Below are 19242 nucleotides of genomic sequence, written 5' to 3' on the forward strand. Positions count from 1 at the left end.
GCCAGCGATACAACGAGCTGGGATTACTTTTCTTCCAGCTCGATGTTGATACCCAGCGAGCGGATTTCTTTCAACAATACGTTGAAGGATTCCGGCATGCCTGGCTCCATCTGATGATTGCCATCCACGATGTTCTTATACATCTTGGTACGGCCGTTCACGTCATCAGACTTAACGGTCAACATTTCTTGCAGGGTATAAGCTGCACCATAAGCTTCCAGCGCCCACACTTCCATCTCACCGAAGCGTTGACCACCGAACTGCGCCTTACCACCCAGCGGCTGCTGAGTAACCAGGCTATAAGAACCGGTGGAACGGGCATGCATCTTATCGTCAACCAAGTGGTTCAGTTTCAGCATGTACATGTAGCCCACTGTAACCTGACGCTCAAATTGCTCACCAGTACGTCCATCGTACAGAGTAATCTGACCGGAGGTAGGGATACCGCCCATCTGCAACAGTTCCTTGATTTCTTTCTCTTTTGCACCGTCGAATACTGGCGTTGCAATTGGCATACCTTTCTTCAGGTTTTCAGCCAGACGCATAACTTCTTCGTCGGAGAAAGTACTCAGGTCGACTTTTTGACGCACATCGTCGCCCAGATCGTAGGCTCTCTGGATAAATTCACGCAGCTTAGTCACTTCTTCGTGCTGTTTGAGCATGGCGTTGATTTTCTCGCCGATACCTTTTGCAGCCATACCCAAGTGGGTTTCCAGAATCTGACCAATGTTCATACGTGAAGGTACGCCCAGCGGGTTCAGTACGATATCGACCGGCGTACCGTTCTCATCGTAAGGCATATCTTCGATCGGGTTGATCTTGGAGATAACACCTTTGTTCCCGTGACGACCTGCCATCTTGTCACCCGGTTGAATCTGACGCTTAACAGCCAGATAAACCTTAACGATTTTCAGCACGCCCGGTGCCAGATCATCGCCTTGGGTGATTTTACGGCGCTTCGCTTCGAGTTTTTTCTCAAACTCGTGCTTCAGCTCATCATACTGTTCTGCAAGCTGTTCCAACTGATTCTGTTTCTCTTCATCAGTCAGACCCAGTTCCAACCAGCGCTCACGCGGCAGTTTGTCCAGTTTGTCAGCTTCTACGCCGCCAGAAACCAGCACTGCGTGGATACGTCCAAACAGACCCGCTTCCAGAATCTGCAACTCTTCAGTCAGGTCTTTCTTCGCCTGCTTCAGTTGCATTTCTTCGATTTCCAACGCACGTTTGTCTTTTTCCACGCCATCGCGGGTAAAGACCTGTACGTCGATAATCGTACCGGAAACACCGTTTGGTACACGCAGAGAAGAGTCTTTAACGTCAGACGCTTTCTCACCGAAGATCGCACGCAGCAGTTTTTCCTCTGGTGTCAGTTGGGTTTCACCTTTCGGCGTTACCTTACCAACCAGAATGTCACCGCCGGTGACTTCTGCACCGATATAAACGATGCCAGACTCATCCAGTTTGGAAAGTGCTGCTTCACCCACGTTAGGGATGTCCGCAGTAATTTCCTCAGGCCCTAACTTGGTGTCACGAGACACACAGGCCAGTTCCTGAATGTGGATGGTCGTAAAGCGATCTTCCTGAACCACACGCTCGGAAACGAGGATGGAGTCTTCGAAGTTGTAACCATTCCATGGCATGAATGCCACGCGCATGTTCTGACCCAGCGCCAGCTCACCCAGATCGGTGGACGGACCATCTGCCAGAACGTCACCACGTTCTACCGGCTCACCCAAAGACACACACGGCATCTGGCTGATGCAGGTGTTCTGGTTAGAACGGGTATATTTGGTCAGGTTATAGATGTCGATCCCGGCTTCGCCCGGATACATTTCATCGTCATTAACACGGATTACAATACGAGATGCATCCACGTACTGTACTGTACCACCACGTTTGGCTACGGCAGTTACACCGGAGTCAACCGCAACAGCACGTTCCATACCCGTACCAACCAGCGGCTTATCAGCGCGCAAAGTTGGAACAGCCTGACGTTGCATGTTCGCACCCATCAGGGCACGGTTGGCGTCATCGTGTTCCAAGAACGGAATCAAGGATGCACCGACGGAAACCACCTGCTGTGTGGAAACGTCCATGTATTCAACCTGATCGCGGCTGAACAAGCTGGACTCACCTTTGTTACGGCAGGTAACCAGTTCGTCGATGAAGCGGCCTTCTTCGTCCAAATTGGTGTTTGCCTGGGCGATAACGAAGTTACCTTCTTCAATCGCAGACAGGTAATGGATCTCATCCGTAACCACGTTTTCACGCACGCGACGATATGGGGTTTCAAGGAAACCGTATTCGTTGGTTTGTGCATAAACGGACAGGGAGTTGATCAGACCGATGTTCGGACCTTCCGGCGTTTCGATAGGACAAACACGACCATAGTGCGTCGGGTGTACGTCACGAACTTCAAAGCCAGCACGTTCGCGCGTCAGACCACCTGGGCCCAATGCAGAGATACGACGTTTGTGCGTAATCTCAGACAGTGGGTTGTTCTGGTCCATAAACTGTGACAGTTGGCTAGAACCGAAAAACTCTTTCACGGCAGCCGAAATCGGCTTGGCGTTAATCATGTCTTGTGGCATCAGCGTATCGAGGTCGCCCAGAGACAGACGCTCTTTTACAGCACGTTCTACACGCACCAGACCAACGCGGAATTGGTTTTCTGCCATTTCGCCAACGGAACGAATACGACGGTTGCCGAGGTGGTCGATATCATCCACTTCGCCTTTGCCGTTACGGATATCAATGAGCTTCTTCATCACTTCGATGATGTCATCTTTGCTCAGGATACCGGAACCTTCGATCTCGTCACGCAACAAAGAACGGTTGAACTTCATACGGCCAACCGCAGACAGATCGTAGCGGTCTTCAGAGAAGAACAGGTTCTCGAACAGCGTTTCTGCTGCTTCACGCGTTGGTGGCTCACCAGGACGCATCATGCGATAGATTTCAACCAGCGCGCTCAGACGATCGCTTGACGGATCGACGCGCACGGTTTCAGACATGTATGCACCATGATCAAGATCGTTGGTGAACAGGGTCTCAATACGCTTGTGACCAGACTGGCTCAGTTTAGCCAGCAGATCCAGCGACAGCTCCATGTTGGCTGCGCCGATCAGTTCACCAGTGCTCTCGTCGATATAATCTTTGGACAGTACTTTGCCAGCAATATATTCAACAGGCACTTCAATGCGCTCAATATCGTCTTTCTCTAGCTGACGGATATGACGTGCAGTGATGCGGCGACCTTTTTCGATATAAACTTTACCGTTCGCTTCGATATCAAACGATGCAGTTTCACCACGCAGGCGCTCAGGAACCAGATCCATCTGCAATTTATTGCCATTGATTTCATAGACAATTTTATCGAAGAAAAGATCGAGAATCTGTTCGGTAGAGTAACCCAGCGCGCGCAGGATAATAGTCGCAGGCAATTTGCGGCGACGGTCGATACGGACAAATAGGTTATCCTTCGGATCAAATTCGAAATCCAGCCAGGAACCACGGTAAGGAATAATACGTGCGTTATACAGCACCTTACCTGAAGAGTGGGTTTTACCTTTGTCGCTATCGAAGAACACACCTGGACTACGGTGCAACTGAGACACGATTACGCGCTCAGTACCGTTGATCACGAAGGTACCGTTATCAGTCATGAGCGGAATTTCGCCCATGTAAACTTCTTGTTCTTTGATGTCTTTAACGGTGCCTTCAGGCGCTTCGCGCTCGTAGATCACCAGGCGCAGTTTAACGCGTAGCGGCGCAGAGAACGTCACACCGCGGATCTGACATTCTTTAACGTCAAATACTGGCTCGCCTAAGCGATAGCTAACGTATTGCAGCTCTGAATTACCGCTATAGCTTTTTATGGGGAAAACAGAACGGAATGCAGCTTCCAAACCGTGCTGGCCTTCCGGGTCTTGCTCGATAAACTTCTGGAACGAGTCAAGTTGGATAGAAAGGAGATAAGGTATGTCCAAAACTTGTGGACGTTTACCAAAATCCTTACGAATACGTTTTTTCTCGGTATAGGAGTAAACCATAGGGTTCCTCAGCTAGCTGACAAGTCGAACCACTCTGTCTGTCCTAACAAGGACAGTTCATGCAACACTATTTACGTTGGTCGGAAAATAGAGAACTTTCCGTAATACGTCTTTCTATTACTCTTAAACCATTTCGTTGCTCTTGCTTAGGCAAGGAGCCTATGCTGGAAAGCAGTATATTAAGTCGTCAATAGAAAAAAATATTGGGAGAAATCAATGGCTAAACAGTGTGAAATCCCATTGATGCCCTACAGCGCAAAAAGGCTGGTGACTAAAAAGTCACCAGCCATCAGCCTAATAAATTAGGCTGCAACCTGAAAGGTTGGCTTATTTAACTTCAACTTCTGCGCCAGCTTCTTCCAGAGATTTCTTCAGTGCTTCAGCGTCATCTTTGCTCACGCCTTCTTTCATAACTGCTGGAGCAGATTCAACCAGATCTTTGGCTTCTTTCAGGCCCAGACCAGTTGCGCCGCGAACAGCTTTGATTACAGCAACTTTGTTAGCGCCGATAGCTTTCAGCACAACGTCGAACTCAGTTTTTTCTTCTGCAACTTCAGCCGGGCCAGCAGAAACAGCTACAGCAGCAGCAGCAGAAACACCGAATTTTTCTTCCATAGCGGAAACCAGTTCAACAACATCCATTACAGACATAGCTGCTACTGCTTCCAGAATTTGATCTTTAGTGATAGACATAACAATAGTTCCTAAGAATCAGAAATAGTTTATACGTTAGCAAGTGCGTTAGAAAAGAAAGTGCTATTACGCCGCTTCTTTTGCATCGCGAACAGCAGCCAGAGTACGGACCAGTTTGCCAGCAGCGGCTTCTTTCATGGTCGACATCAGACGTGCCAGTGCTTCTTCGTAAGTCGGCAGCGTTGCCAGACGGTCAATTTGAGCCGCCGGGATCAGCTCACCTTCAAAGGCTGCAGCTTTGACCTCAAATTTTGCATTCGCTTTCGCGAATTCTTTGAACAGACGAGCAGCAGCGCCCGGGTGTTCCAAAGAATATGCAATCAGGGTCGGACCAACAAACGTGTCTTTCAGGCACTCAAATTGAGTACCTTCAACGACGCGGCGCAGCAGGGTGTTACGAACAACACGCATGTAAACGCCAGCTTCACGACCTGCTTTACGCAGTTCGGTCATTTTATCAACGGTAACGCCGCGAGAATCCGCAACAACCGCAGACAGCGCACCTTTGGCTACTTCGCTGACTTCAGCAACAATTGCTTGTTTGTCTTGAAGATTTAATGCCATTAGCTTTTGCTCCTGGATTTAGCCGGAGAAACTCTCCGGAACTCACTTCACCTATCGCCAAAATTAGAGATAAGCGTTGAAACACGGTGAGCAGAATCCAGTAAAAAATTATTCTTTATAAAAAAGAAAAACGTTATTTAGGCTCTGTCACCGTCTACGCAGGAGAATTAAGTTTCTTACGAAACACCTGCGGTCTTGGACGGAGGCCTGGATAGGCCAGGCTCCAACCGAAAAATTCTTGCGTCGATCCACTTAAGGAACAACGGGCGTAAAATTATAGGCAAATCCCACACCCGAGTAAAGCGGAACAAAAGCTATTAGTTAGCCACAGCGTTCAAACCGCTCTGGTCGATAGCAACGCCAGCGCCCATAGTGGTAGACAGGCTAACTTTCTTGATGTACACGCCTTTCGCCTGAGATGGTTTTGCTTTTTTCAGCGCAACCAGCAAAGATTCCAGGTTTTCTTTCAATTTGCCAGAATCGAAATCAACCTTACCAATAGTGGTATGGATGATACCGTTCTTGTCGTTACGGTAACGAACCTGACCAGCTTTAGCATTATTAACTGCTTCAGCAACGTTAGGGGTTACAGTACCCACTTTCGGGTTTGGCATCAGGCCGCGTGGACCCAGAACCTGGCCCAATTGGCCAACAACGCGCATTGCATCTGGAGATGCAATAACAACGTCAAAGCCCATTTCGCCTTTTTTGATCTGATCAGCCAGATCTTCCATGCCCACAAATTCAGCGCCAGCAGCTTTAGCAGCTTCAGCGTTTGCACCTTGGGTGAAGACAGCAACGCGAACAGAACGACCGGTACCATGAGGTAGAACGGTTGCACCACGAACGTTTTGGTCAGATTTACGTGCATCGATACCGAGGTTAACGGCTACGTCTACACTTTCTACGAACTTAGCAGTGGCCAGCTCTTTGAGCAGAGCAACAGCTTCGTTGATGTCATACTGTTTAGTTACATCAACTTTGTCACGGATCACGCGCATGCGCTTGGTCAGCTTAGCCATTTATTAATCCTCCACTACCAGGCCCATGGAACGAGCAGTACCTGCGATAGAGCGCGCCATGGCGTCTACATCAGAACCAGTCATGTCCGCAGCTTTAGTTTCTGCGATTTCACGAACCTGAGCGCTCGTTACTTTACCTACTTTGTCTTTGTTCGGCTTGCCGGAACCAGACTTGATACCAGCCGCTTTCTTCAGCAGAACTGCTGCTGGAGGCGTTTTGGTAACGAAGGTGAAAGAACGGTCAGAATAAACGGTAATAACAACTGGAGTCGGTAGACCCTTCTCAAGGCTTTCCGTTTTAGCGTTGAACGCCTTACAGAATTCCATGATGTTAACACCTTGTTGACCCAGAGCCGGACCTACTGGTGGGCTCGGGTTAGCCATACCAGCCGCAACTTGCAGCTTGACATAGGCTTGTACTTTCTTGGCCATTTAGCTTTCCTCGATTGGGTAATAGCGCCTAGTAAAAGGCTCCCCGTGGTTTGTATTACGTATCAGCCGCCGTTAGGGCAACTGAAAAACAAAAGGCGCGAAATTATAGGTTAATTTCGCGCCATAGGCAAGTCGCTATCTTCAGCAAATTTTGTCAGGCTATTAGCCTTTTTCAACTTGGGCAAAGTCCAGCTCAACAGGCGTTGCACGACCAAATATAGAAACAGACACCTTCAGGCGGCTCTTCTCATAGTCCACTTCTTCAACAACACCGTTAAAGTCAGCAAATGGGCCATCGTTAACGCGGACCATTTCACCTGGTTCAAACAGCGTTTTCGGACGAGGTTTGTCACCAACTTGCTGGAGGCGATTCATAATCGCATCAACTTCTTTGTCACTAATTGGCGCAGGACGGTCGGATGTACCACCAATGAACCCCATAACACGAGGCACACTACGTACAAGATGCCAACTCGCATCTTCCATCACCATCTGTACCAAAACATAGCCAGGGAAAAATTTGCGCTCGCTCTTGCGACGCTGACCACCACGGATCTCAACAACTTCTTCAGTGGGGACCATGACTTCGCCAAACAGTTCTTCCATGTTATGGAGTTTGATGTGCTCACGCAGCGATTGCGCTACGCGGCCTTCAAAACCAGAAAACGCCTGAACGACGTACCAACGTTTTTTTGGAGCTTCAGACATCTTAGAACCTCAGGCCAGTGATAAACGATACCAAACGGACCAGAATACCATCCAGCCCCCACAAAATCAGTGACATCACGGCAGTCACCGCGGCAACGATTAACGTGGTGTGTAACGTTTCCTGACGAGTCGGCCAAATTACTTTGCGCACTTCAGTACGTGCTTCGCGAGCAAACGCTACGGTTGCTTTGCCTTTCGTGGTCAGAAGCGCCACGCCACCGGCCGCGCAGATCAGGATAACAACGGCCAATGCACGCAGAGGAAGACTAAATTCGCGGTAATAAGAATTGCCGCCAATCGCAACAACCAGCAAGGCACCGACTACTAGCCATTTAATCACTTCCAGGCCACGCCCACTATTCTGAGCTTCGGTATTCGCACTCATAAACCAACCTGTCACAATGATTCAGACAAATAACTTTGCCCCGCAACCACGGAGCAACCAAACCGAAAGATGTTCTGTAGAACGAATAATTCGGTATTTACGCCGTATCTACAGAGCCTATCTCACCAATGATTATACCGCACAATCGCTGATGAGATAGGTTCTACCATGACAGCGTAGAAAAAGGGCATCAAATGATGCCCTTTTATCGCGTGTCGCGTCAAACGTTATCAGCGATTAAGCGATAACTTTAGCAACAACGCCCGCGCCTACAGTACGGCCGCCTTCACGGATTGCGAAACGCAAACCGTCATCCATCGCGATTGGGTGGATCAGGGTAACAACCATTTTGATGTTGTCGCCCGGCATGACCATCTCTACGCCTTCTGGCAGTTCGATGGTACCCGTTACGTCAGTGGTACGGAAGTAGAACTGAGGACGGTAGCCTTTGAAGAACGGAGTATGACGACCGCCTTCATCTTTGCTCAGGATATACACTTCTGATTCAAACTGGGTGTGCGGCTTGATTGAACCCGGCTTAGCCAGTACCTGGCCACGCTCGATTTCTTCACGCTTGATACCACGCAGCAGAACACCAACGTTCTCCCCTGCACGACCTTCGTCCAGCAATTTGCGGAACATTTCTACGCCAGTACAGGTCGATTTCGCCGTATCTTTGATACCAACGATTTCAACTTCTTCACCGACTTTAACAATACCGCGCTCTACACGACCGGTAACAACAGTACCACGACCGGAGATGGAGAATACGTCTTCGATTGGCAGCAGGAACGGCTTGTCAATTGCACGCTCTGGTTCTGGAATATAAGAATCCAGGTAGCCTGCCAGTTCGACGATTTTAGCTTCCCACTCAGCTTCGCCTTCCAGCGCTTTCAGCGCTGAACCACGAATTACCGGCGTGTCGTCGCCTGGGAAGTCGTACTGAGACAGCAGCTCACGCACTTCCATCTCAACCAGTTCCAGCAGTTCTTCGTCATCAACCATGTCACATTTGTTCAGGAACACGATGATGAAAGGAACGCCAACCTGACGACCCAGCAGGATGTGCTCACGAGTCTGAGGCATTGGGCCGTCGGTTGCAGCAACAACCAGGATCGCGCCATCCATCTGGGCAGCACCGGTGATCATGTTTTTCACATAGTCGGCGTGTCCTGGGCAGTCAACGTGCGCGTAGTGGCGAGACGGGGTATCGTATTCAACGTGAGACGTGTTGATGGTGATACCACGTGCTTTTTCTTCTGGTGCGTTATCGATCTGGTCGAATGCACGTGCGTTACCACCGTAGGTTTTAGCCAGAACGGTAGTGATTGCAGCGGTCAGCGTTGTTTTACCATGGTCAACGTGGCCGATAGTACCGACGTTAACGTGCGGTTTTGTACGTTCAAATTTTTCTTTAGACATCGATTGTCCCTCTAAGACACGGATAAATCGGTGGTATCACCACATCAACCAAGCGATAGCTTGCTGAATTTATTCACAGAAAGAAAATCAGGAGGAGGAAAAGGAAGTGGTGCTGATAGGCAGATTCGAACTGCCGACCTCACCCTTACCAAGGGTGCGCTCTACCAACTGAGCTATATCAGCACATCTTGGAGCGGGCAGTGGGAATCGAACCCACATCATCAGCTTGGAAGGCTGAGGTAATAGCCATTATACGATGCCCGCATCCTGGAACTCGGCTACCTAATTTTTCTGTAGATTTTGAAATTGGGGAATAGAAATTATAGACCCCGCCTTCGTCGATCCGGTCTAGTCTGACTACCGTATCGAATATCCTGTTATCAGGATTGAATTTGGTGGTGGGGGAAGGATTCGAACCTTCGAAGTCTGTGACGGCAGATTTACAGTCTGCTCCCTTTGGCCGCTCGGGAACCCCACCTGATTGTGTACTTGATGGTGCCGGCTACCGGAATCGAACTGGTGACCTACTGATTACAAGTCAGTTGCTCTACCTACTGAGCTAAGCCGGCTTCAAGTGCTGCGCATTCTAGGTAGACAGAACGCTCGATGCAACAAAAAAATTGCGTAAAATGCGCTATCGCTTAGATTTTATCCAAATCAAGCTATAAATCTAGAGTAACAGTAGTAATTTGCACAAAGAACCACCAAACCCACCCAGCAAAATGAGGCTGTCATCATCAAACTTTCCTCTATTCTTCCGCACCAAAAATACATTTTTTCCCTTTAGGAGAGCAAACTCTGCATTGACAGATGCTATTTTGTTCGCTTTCTGAAGCGAATAGATTTGGAATACATGTTGTTTGGTTAGAGATAAATTTAGGAAGCTATCCAATTTAGATACTCAAGTAAGCTTCCTTGCGGAAGCCTTGGCCATTGCCACCCGACATCCATCCATTATCAACGTATCTTTGTTGTGAATGGTTTAGGTAAAAATAACTGTCAGCTAGCGGCCCTGACTGTGCAAATACAGAAGCATCCGCGACAGAACCGATTTTCTCTTCTTATTTCTATCAGCAAAGTGTTAACCTGCCCATTATCAAAAAATTTATTACACAAGAGAAGGTGCAGCGATCATTGCGTTGGCTAAGCTAGCAGCCCGCTTTCTTCGCTAGGCTAAGAGTTCCTTTTCTTACCTGTTAAGCAGGCAGAACACGACTTATGAGCAATAGAGAGCAATCTTTGGCCACGCCATACCTACAGTTTAATCGCAGCCAATGGGCCGCCTTGCGCGATTCTGTCCCGTTAACGCTGACAGAAGAGGAGATCATTAAGCTAAAAGGAATTAATGAAGATCTTTCATTAGATGAAGTCGCAGAAATTTATCTGCCGCTATCTCGCCTACTCAATTTTTATATCAGCTCTAACTTACGTCGTCAGGCTGTACTTGAGCAGTTCTTAGGGACTGATGGCCAAAAAATACCTTATATAATCGGCATTGCAGGCAGTGTTGCAGTCGGAAAAAGTACCACTGCCCGTGTACTCCAAGCACTATTAAGTCGCTGGCCAGAACATCGCAGTGTAGAATTAATTACAACAGATGGATTTCTTCATCCAAATAAAGTGCTCAAAGAACGTAATTTGATGAAGAAAAAAGGCTTTCCACAATCATATGATATGCATAGTCTGGTGAAGTTTGTTTCTGATATAAAATCAGGAGCGCATCAAGTCACGGCCCCAACATATTCTCATCTAGCATATGATATTGTTCCCAATAATAATAAACTGTTGGAACAACCTGATATTTTAATATTGGAAGGCTTAAACGTCTTACAAAGCGGAATGGACTATCCACATGATCCACATAGAGTTTTTGTTTCCGACTTTGTGGATTTTTCTATTTATGTCGATGCACCAGAAGCGCTGCTTCAAACATGGTATATAAATCGTTTTCTGAAATTCAGGCAGGGCGCATTCTCAAATCCAAACTCATATTTCCATAATTATGCAAAACTGGCAGAAGAAGAAGCTGTTGGCATTGCTTCTCAATTATGGAAAGAAATCAACGGCCTTAATTTAAAAGAAAATATCCTACCTACTCGGGAAAGAGCAAGCCTCATCATGACCAAGAGCGCTAACCACGCCGTTGAGTGTGTTCGGTTAAGAAAATAGATATGAAAAAAGGGGGTCTCCCCTTTTTTCATGCACCACGCAGCGAAATTTCACCGCCAATATATGACGTGACTAGGCCATCACGTTCTAACAACAATGCGCCTTGACGATCTATTCCACGATCAATTCCGTATATTTCTCGATTACCGATAATCAAACGAATTGGACGATTAAAATAGTTATCCAATTCTTCCCATCTAGAAATAAATGGCTCAAGACCTTGTAGTTCAAAGATAGCCAAAGCCCCTCTCAACTCAGAAATGAGAGTTGAAGCAAGTGTATTACGATTAATGTCTATGCCTGCTTCTTGTAAATTTATCCAGCCTTGATTAATGGTATCTGGAGCCGGTTCTCTCATTTGCAAATTAATGCCTGCACCAATCACCAAATTAGCTGCATCGCCCGTTTTTCCAGTCAATTCAACAAGAATGCCAGCTAATTTTCGATCCTTTAGATATAAATCATTGGGCCATTTAACCCGCACACCATCAGCACCAAGCTTATGTAGCACTTCAGCCATGACGATACCGATAACCAGGCTAACCCCAACAGCGGCGGCAGGTCCCTGCTCTAGGCGCCAATATAAGGACAGATATAAATTCGCCCCAAAGGGTGAAAACCATTGCCGACCCCGACGACCACGACCAGATTGCTGATATTCAGCAAGGCACGCGTCACCGGAGAGTAATGTGTCCAATCGTTCTAAAATATACTGGTTAGTAGAATCAACGACAGAGAGGACTGTTACTCCCCCCTCTGGTAGATTTTTGAGGATGGCTTCTTTATCTAATAGCTGCATAGGTACCGGTAAAGAATAACCTTTACCTGTTACAGTAAAAACATCGACTCCCCAGTCACGTATAGTTTGAATATGTTTATTAATAGCAGCTCTACTCATCCCCATCATTTCACCCAGTACTTCACCGGAGTAAAATTCACCATCAGAGAGAATCTTAATTAATTTAAGAGGAACTGTAATATCTTTCATGATAATACCTCGATGGCATTAACCTCGCCATACGCAGCAATAAAGCGGACCTCAGGTTCCAGCCGTATAGAGAATTTTGCATCGACTTGATTACGGACATAACGAGCTAGCTCGACAATATCTGAGCTTTTTGCGTCCCCTTTATTGATCAGAACTAATGCCTGTTGCTCGTGAACAGCGGCACCACCGAGTTGAAACCCTTTAAGCTTGCACTGATCGATTAACCATCCAGCCGCCAATTTAACGTTGCCATCAGCTTGTAAATACTGAGGCGCATTTGGATATTCTCGTAAGATATCTTTAGCATGCTGTTGTGTAACAATAGGGTTTTTGAAGAAGCTACCTGCATTACCTGTCACTATTGGATCAGGGAGTTTGCTTCGACGCATATTGCATACAGAATCAAAAACCTGCTGTGGCGTAACAGTCTCAGGATTCAGTTTTGCCAAATCACCATAATTCAGTATTGGGTTCCACTCTTTCTTTAAAAAAAGCCCTACTGCGGTAATCGCAAACCCAGAGCGGTATTGATGCTTAAATATACTTTCACGGTAACCGAACTGACATTCCTCAGCGGTAAGACGCATGGTTTTACCTTTAGTCAGATCCAACAATTCCACGTAATCACAGACATGTTGTAATTCGATACCGTATGCTCCAATGTTCTGTATCGGTGCAGACCCTACACATCCAGGAATTAACGCCAGATTCTCTAATCCGGCAATGCCACATTTAAGCGTATATTCAACTAATTGATGCCAACTTTCACCCGCACCAACATGAAGATACCAACCATTGCTTTCTTCGCGAATATTTATACCTTTGAGCCGATTTAGCAGAATAGTACCTAAAAAATCTTCCAGAAAAAGAACATTACTTCCTTCTCCTAGCAATAAAACAGGCTCTTGCGATGCACTAGCGAGGCGCCATCCTTCGATCAACTTCTCCTGAGTATCCGCAATCGTAATGCGAGATGCAGAAACAGATAATGAGAAAGAATTATGAGACTTCAATGAAATAACTCTCGGCACCATGATAGAAATACCTATTAATTCGGATATTCAGATGCACATAGTCTACCTGATCTACGCAAGATGCCGACGGTCTTTTGCCATAGAATACTCGCAGTAAATAAACGTTAACGCAAAAAGCCCCTGTCTTTCGACAGGGGCTTTCCACTTAATTTGATGCCTGGCAGTTTATGGCGGGCGTCCTGTCTGCCCCCTTCTGGCCGTTGCTTCGCAACGTGCAAATCCGCCCCAGAACTCCGAGACAGATACCATACTGCCAGTGCTTGATATCAATAAGCCAGAGCAAGTGGCTAATTTTATCCACCAATGGCTTCAAACTAGCCGTCTATAAGTGCAGCGAAGGCTGTTATTTATACTAACCTCATGGTCTTCCGGGCAAAAAAATTTCCCATAGCAAAAGACCCCTGTCTTTCGACAGGGGTCTTTCACTTATTTGATGCCTGGCAGTTCCCTACTCTCACATGGGGAAGCCCCACACTACCATCGGCGCTACGGCGTTTCACTTCTGAGTTCGGCATGGGGTCAGGTGGGACCACCGCGCTATCGCCGCCAGGCAAATTCTGTTTCATTCCAACCGTTACTTTACATGACTTTTTTCTTTGTCATCTCCGTAACCACCAGAACCAATCTCTGAACAAGCTGAACATCAAAATCTATGAGTCTTTCATCACCCACAAAACACCTTCGGTGTTGTAAGGTTAAGCCTCTCGGGTCATTAGTACTGGTTAGCTCAACGTATCGCTACGCTTACACACCCAGCCTATCTACGTCGTCGTCTTCAACGGCCCTTCAGGGACATCAAGTGTCCAGGGAAGACTCATCTCGAGGCAAGTTTCCCGCTTAGATGCTTTCAGCGGTTATCTCTTCCGCACTTAGCTACCGGGCAATGCAATTGGCATCACAACCCGTACACCAGTGGTGCGTTCACTCCGGTCCTCTCGTACTAGGAGCAACCCCTCTCAATCTTCCAACGCCCACGGCAGATAGGGACCGAACTGTCTCACGACGTTCTAAACCCAGCTCGCGTACCACTTTAAATGGCGAACAGCCATACCCTTGGGACCTACTTCAGCCCCAGGATGTGATGAGCCGACATCGAGGTGCCAAACACCGCCGTCGATATGAACTCTTGGGCGGTATCAGCCTGTTATCCCCGGAGTACCTTTTATCCGTTGAGCGATGGCCCTTCCATTCAGAACCACCGGATCACTAAGACCTGCTTTCGCACCTGCTCGAGCTGTCACTCTCGCAGTCAAGCTAGCTTATGCCTTTGCACTAACCTCCTGATGTCCGACCAGGATTAGCTAACCTTCGTGCTCCTCCGTTACGCTTTGGGAGGAGACCGCCCCAGTCAAACTACCCACCAGACACTGTCCGCAACCCGGATCACGGGCCTACGTTAGAACATCAAACATTAAAGGGTGGTATTTCAAGGTTGGCTCCATGCAGACTGGCGTCCACACTTCAAAGCCTCCCACCTATCCTACACATCAAGGCTCAAGGTTCAGTGTCAAGCTATAGTAAAGGTTCACGGGGTCTTTCCGTCTTGCCGCGGGTACACTGCATCTTCACAGCGAGTTCAATTTCACTGAGTCTCGGGTGGAGACAGCCTGGCCATCATTACGCCATTCGTGCAGGTCGGAACTTACCCGACAAGGAATTTCGCTACCTTAGGACCGTTATAGTTACGGCCGCCGTTTACCGGGGCTTCGATCAAGAGCTTCGCCTTGCGGCTGACCCCATCAATTAACCTTCCGGCACCGGGCAGGCGTCACACCGTATACGTCCACTTTCGTGTTTGCACAGTGCTGTGTTTTTATTAAACAGTTGCAGCCAGCTGGTATCTGCGACTGGCTTCAGCTCCATCCGCAAGGGACTTCACCTACGCGCCAGCGTGCCTTCTCCCGAAGTTACGGCACCATTTTGCCTAGTTCCTTCACCCGAGTTCTCTCAAGCGCCTGAGTATTCTCTACCTGACCACCTGTGTCGGTTTGGGGTACGATTTGATGTTACCTGGAGCTTAGAGGCTTTTCCTGGAAGCGTAGCATTGGTTACTTCATCACCGTAGTGACTCGTCATCACGCCTCAGTGTTAACGATGACCCGGATTTACCTAAGTCACCCACCTTCACGCTTAAACCGGGACAACCGTCGCCCGGATAACCTAGCTTTCTCCGTCCCCCCTTCGCAGTAACACCGAGTACAGGAATATTAACCTGTTTCCCATCGACTACGCTTTTCAGCCTCGCCTTAGGGGTCGACTCACCCTGCCCCGATTAACGTTGGACAGGAACCCTTGGTCTTCCGGCGTGCGGGTTTTTCACCCGCATTATCGTTACTTATGTCAGCATTCGCACTTCTGATACCTCCAGCAACCCTCACAGGCCACCTTCAACGGCTTACAGAACGCTCCCCTACCCAACAACGCCTAAGCGTCGCTGCCGCAGCTTCGGTGCATGGTTTAGCCCCGTTACATCTTCCGCGCAGGCCGACTCGACCAGTGAGCTATTACGCTTTCTTTAAATGATGGCTGCTTCTAAGCCAACATCCTGGCTGTCTGTGCCTTCCCACATCGTTTCCCACTTAACCATGACTTTGGGACCTTAGCTGGCGGTCTGGGTTGTTTCCCTCTTCACGACGAACGTTAGCACCCGCCGTGTGTCTCCCGTGATAACATTCTTCGGTATTCGTAGTTTGCATCGGGTTGGTAAGTCGGGATGACCCCCTAGCCGAAACAGTGCTCTACCCCCGAAGATGAGTTCACGAGGCGCTACCTAAATAGCTTTCGGGGAGAACCAGCTATCTCCCGGTTTGATTGGCCTTTCACCCCCAGCCACAAGTCATCCGCTAATTTTTCAACATTAGTCGGTTCGGTCCTCCAGTTAGTGTTACCCAACCTTCAACCTGCCCATGGCTAGATCACCGGGTTTCGGGTCTATACCCTGCAACTTAACGCCCAGTTAAGACTCGGTTTCCCTGCGGCTCCCCTATTCGGTTAACCTTGCTACAGAATATAAGTCGCTGACCCATTATACAAAAGGTACGCAGTCACCTAACAAGTAGGCTCCCACTGCTTGTACGTACACGGTTTCAGGTTCTATTTCACTCCCCTCGCCGGGGTTCTTTTCGCCTTTCCCTCACGGTACTGGTTCACTATCGGTCAGTCAGGAGTATTTAGCCTTGGAGGATGGTCCCCCCATATTCAGACAGGATGTCACGTGTCCCGCCCTACTCATCGAACTCACAACTTGTGCATTTTTGTGTACGGGACTATCACCCTTTACTGTGCGACTTTCCAGACGCTTCCACTAACACACAAACTGATTCAGGTTCTGGGCTCCTCCCCGTTCGCTCGCCGCTACTAGGGGAATCTCGGTTGATTTCTTTTCCTCGGGGTACTGAGATGTTTCAGTTCCCCCGGTTCGCCTCATTACGCTATGTATTCACGTAATGATAGTGTGTCGAAACACACTGGGTTTCCCCATTCGGGTATCGTCGGGTATAACGCTTCATATCAGCTTACCGACGCTTATCGCAGATTAGCACGCCCTTCATCGCCTCTGACTGCCTAGGCATCCACCGTGTACGCTTAGTCGCTTAACCTCACAACCCGAAGGTGTCTTGAATAAATCAAGGTCACGTTCGCGCTGCGATTATTTGAGAGACTCATTGACAGACTGATGCATCACGACGCACCCGAAGGTCATCGTGTTTTCTCAGCCGTCATGTTTCAATTTTCAGCTTGTTCCAGATTGTTAAAGAGCAATATCGTAAACATGACTCCAAAGAATCATCTTTAAGATATTCGGTGATAATGTCTTTCACTCATTATCGGATTGGCGTCCCCAAGGGGATTCGAACCCCTGTTACAGCCGTGAAAGGGCAGTGTCCTAGGCCTCTAGACGATGGGGACACGAAAAATCCGTACCGAATCAGAAATTCGGCACTATCGCGTCAGCATGAGTCTACACTCATGACATCAACAGGTGCGCTTGCTCAGTATTTTCATCAGACAATCTGTGTGAGCACTTCACTTAACACACATCTTTTTGGTAAGGAGGTGATCCAACCGCAGGTTCCCCTACGGTTACCTTGTTACGACTTCACCCCAGTCATGAATCACAAAGTGGTAAGCGCCCTCCCGAAGGTTAAGCTACCTACTTCTTTTGCAACCCACTCCCATGGTGTGACGGGCGGTGTGTACAAGGCCCGGGAACGTATTCACCGTAGCATTCTGATCTACGATTACTAGCGATTCCGACTTCATGGAGTCGAGTTGCAGACTCCAATCCGGACTACGACGTACTTTATGAGGTCCGCTTGCTCTCGCGAGGTCGCTTCTCTTTGTATACGCCATTGTAGCACGTGTGTAGCCCTACTCGTAAGGGCCATGATGACTTGACGTCATCCCCACCTTCCTCCGGTTTATCACCGGCAGTCTCCTTTGAGTTCCCACCATTACGTGCTGGCAACAAAGGATAAGGGTTGCGCTCGTTGCGGGACTTAACCCAACATTTCACAACACGAGCTGACGACAGCCATGCAGCACCTGTCTCACAGTTCCCGAAGGCACTAAGGTATCTCTACCGAATTCTGTGGATGTCAAGAGTAGGTAAGGTTCTTCGCGTTGCATCGAATTAAACCACATGCTCCACCGCTTGTGCGGGCCCCCGTCAATTCATTTGAGTTTTAACCTTGCGGCCGTACTCCCCAGGCGGTCGACTTAACGCGTTAGCTCCGGAAGCCACGCCTCAAGGGCACAACCTCCAAGTCGACATCGTTTACAGCGTGGACTACCAGGGTATCTAATCCTGTTTGCTCCCCACGCTTTCGCACCTGAGCGTCAGTCTTTGTCCAGGGGGCCGCCTTCGCCACCGGTATTCCTCCAGATCTCTACGCATTTCACCGCTACACCTGGAATTCTACCCCCCTCTACAAGACTCTAGCCTGTCAGTTTTGAATGCAGTTCCCAGGTTAAGCCCGGGGATTTCACATCCAACTTAACAGACCGCCTGCGTGCGCTTTACGCCCAGTCATTCCGATTAACGCTTGCACCCTCCGTATTACCGCGGCTGCTGGCACGGAGTTAGCCGGTGCTTCTTCTGCGGGTAACGTCAATCGACAAGGTTATTAACCTTATCGCCTTCCTCCCCGCTGAAAGTGCTTTACAACCCGAAGGCCTTCTTCACACACGCGGCATGGCTGCATCAGGCTTGCGCCCATTGTGCAATATTCCCCACTGCTGCCTCCCGTAGGAGTCTGGACCGTGTCTCAGTTCCAGTGTGGCTGGTCATCCTCTCAGACCAGCTAGGGATCGTCGCCTAGGTGAGCCATTACCTCACCTACTAGCTAATCCCATCTGGGCACATCCGATGGCAAGAGGCCCGAAGGTCCCCCTCTTTGGTCCGAAGACGTTATGCGGTATTAGCTACCGTTTCCAGTAGTTATCCCCCTCCATCAGGCAGTTTCCCAGACATTACTCACCCGTCCGCCGCTCGTCACCCGAAGAGCAAGCTCTTCTGTGCTACCGCTCGACTTGCATGTGTTAGGCCTGCCGCCAGCGTTCAATCTGAGCCATGATCAAACTCTTCAATTTAAGATTTGTTTGATTTGCTGAACTCGTCAGCGATGCTCAAAGAATTAAAACTGTTTATTCGTAATGAATTTACTGTTGTTCACTCTTCAAGACTTTTTATATCGTTAAGATACGGTCTTGTGAGTGCCCACACAGATTGTCTGATTATATTGTTAAAGAGCAGTGCCACTTCTTCGGTGGC

General features: G+C 48.4%; 11 protein-coding genes, 5 tRNA genes and 3 rRNA genes. 1 reads left to right on the plus strand and 18 read right to left on the minus strand.

Annotated elements, in window-relative coordinates:
- Positions 1-23 precede the first annotated feature (23 nt).
- The 12 genes from rpoB to A8F97_RS17395 all read right to left on the minus strand — a co-directional run bounded on the left by rpoB (position 24) and on the right by A8F97_RS17395 (position 9847).
- The gene (gene rpoB / locus A8F97_RS17340) at positions 24-4052 is read right to left on the minus strand and encodes a DNA-directed RNA polymerase subunit beta (protein WP_012822030.1); all 4029 of its coding nucleotides are present in this window, start codon (positions 4050-4052) and stop codon (positions 24-26) included.
- A 327-nt stretch (positions 4053-4379) separates the two neighbouring features.
- Positions 4380-4745 (minus strand): 50S ribosomal protein L7/L12, encoded by a 366-nt coding sequence (gene rplL, locus A8F97_RS17345; RefSeq protein ID WP_014698481.1) that lies wholly within the window; start codon positions 4743-4745, stop codon positions 4380-4382.
- Between the two features lie 66 nt (positions 4746-4811).
- Positions 4812-5309: a 50S ribosomal protein L10 gene (gene rplJ / locus A8F97_RS17350; RefSeq protein ID WP_005970333.1), complete on the minus strand. Its 498-nt coding sequence runs from the start codon at positions 5307-5309 to the stop codon at positions 4812-4814.
- A gap of 317 nt (positions 5310-5626) precedes the next feature.
- On the minus strand, positions 5627-6331 hold the full coding sequence (rplA, locus tag A8F97_RS17355) for a 50S ribosomal protein L1 (protein ID WP_012822029.1): 705 nt from the start codon (positions 6329-6331) through the stop codon (positions 5627-5629).
- 3 nt (positions 6332-6334) lie between these two features.
- Complete coding sequence (gene rplK, locus A8F97_RS17360) at positions 6335-6763, minus strand: 50S ribosomal protein L11 (RefSeq protein WP_005970337.1); 429 nt, start codon at positions 6761-6763, stop codon at positions 6335-6337.
- Between the two features lie 162 nt (positions 6764-6925).
- Positions 6926-7471 (minus strand): transcription termination/antitermination protein NusG, encoded by a 546-nt coding sequence (nusG, locus tag A8F97_RS17365; RefSeq protein ID WP_005970339.1) that lies wholly within the window; start codon positions 7469-7471, stop codon positions 6926-6928.
- Position 7472: 1 nt separating this feature from the next.
- Positions 7473-7856, minus strand: coding sequence for a preprotein translocase subunit SecE (secE, locus tag A8F97_RS17370; RefSeq protein ID WP_012822028.1), 384 nt, complete (start codon positions 7854-7856; stop codon positions 7473-7475).
- A gap of 237 nt (positions 7857-8093) precedes the next feature.
- Positions 8094-9278 carry an elongation factor Tu gene (gene tuf / locus A8F97_RS17375; RefSeq protein WP_005969581.1) on the minus strand — a complete coding sequence of 395 codons (1185 nt, stop codon included), beginning with the start codon at positions 9276-9278 and terminating at the stop codon, positions 8094-8096.
- 107 nt (positions 9279-9385) lie between these two features.
- A tRNA-Thr gene (locus tag A8F97_RS17380) sits at positions 9386-9461 on the minus strand.
- Between the two features lie 6 nt (positions 9462-9467).
- A tRNA-Gly gene (locus A8F97_RS17385) sits at positions 9468-9542 on the minus strand.
- Between the two features lie 129 nt (positions 9543-9671).
- Positions 9672-9756 (minus strand) — tRNA-Tyr (locus tag A8F97_RS17390).
- A gap of 15 nt (positions 9757-9771) precedes the next feature.
- Positions 9772-9847, minus strand: a tRNA-Thr gene (locus A8F97_RS17395).
- Between the two features lie 649 nt (positions 9848-10496).
- Here A8F97_RS17395 and coaA point away from each other — a divergent pair.
- Positions 10497-11447: a type I pantothenate kinase gene (gene coaA / locus A8F97_RS17405; RefSeq protein ID WP_012822027.1), complete on the plus strand. Its 951-nt coding sequence runs from the start codon at positions 10497-10499 to the stop codon at positions 11445-11447.
- Between the two features lie 28 nt (positions 11448-11475).
- Here coaA and birA read toward each other — a convergent pair whose 3' ends face one another.
- The 6 genes from birA to A8F97_RS17435 all read right to left on the minus strand — a co-directional run bounded on the left by birA (position 11476) and on the right by A8F97_RS17435 (position 19061).
- Positions 11476-12435 carry a bifunctional biotin--[acetyl-CoA-carboxylase] ligase/biotin operon repressor BirA gene (birA, locus tag A8F97_RS17410; protein ID WP_012822026.1) on the minus strand — a complete coding sequence of 320 codons (960 nt, stop codon included), beginning with the start codon at positions 12433-12435 and terminating at the stop codon, positions 11476-11478.
- A complete protein-coding gene (gene murB, locus A8F97_RS17415; RefSeq protein ID WP_033072328.1) occupies positions 12432-13469 on the minus strand; it encodes a UDP-N-acetylmuramate dehydrogenase in 1038 nt (345 codons plus the stop codon). The genes birA and murB overlap by 4 nt, the downstream gene beginning before the upstream one ends.
- 435 nt (positions 13470-13904) lie before the next feature.
- A 5S ribosomal RNA gene (rrf, locus tag A8F97_RS17420) occupies positions 13905-14020 on the minus strand.
- Positions 14021-14160: 140 nt separating this feature from the next.
- A 23S ribosomal RNA gene (locus tag A8F97_RS17425) occupies positions 14161-17068 on the minus strand.
- Positions 17069-17302: 234 nt separating this feature from the next.
- Positions 17303-17378, minus strand: a tRNA-Glu gene (locus A8F97_RS17430).
- A gap of 140 nt (positions 17379-17518) precedes the next feature.
- Positions 17519-19061: ribosomal RNA gene (locus A8F97_RS17435) — 16S ribosomal RNA — on the minus strand.
- Together the 16S, 23S and 5S rRNA genes with 1 tRNA gene alongside form the textbook arrangement of a ribosomal RNA operon.
- Positions 19062-19242 lie beyond the last annotated feature (181 nt).

Origin of the sequence: Pectobacterium parmentieri, assembly GCF_001742145.1 — a bacterium.
Classification (GTDB): Bacteria; Pseudomonadota; Gammaproteobacteria; order Enterobacterales; family Enterobacteriaceae; genus Pectobacterium; species Pectobacterium parmentieri.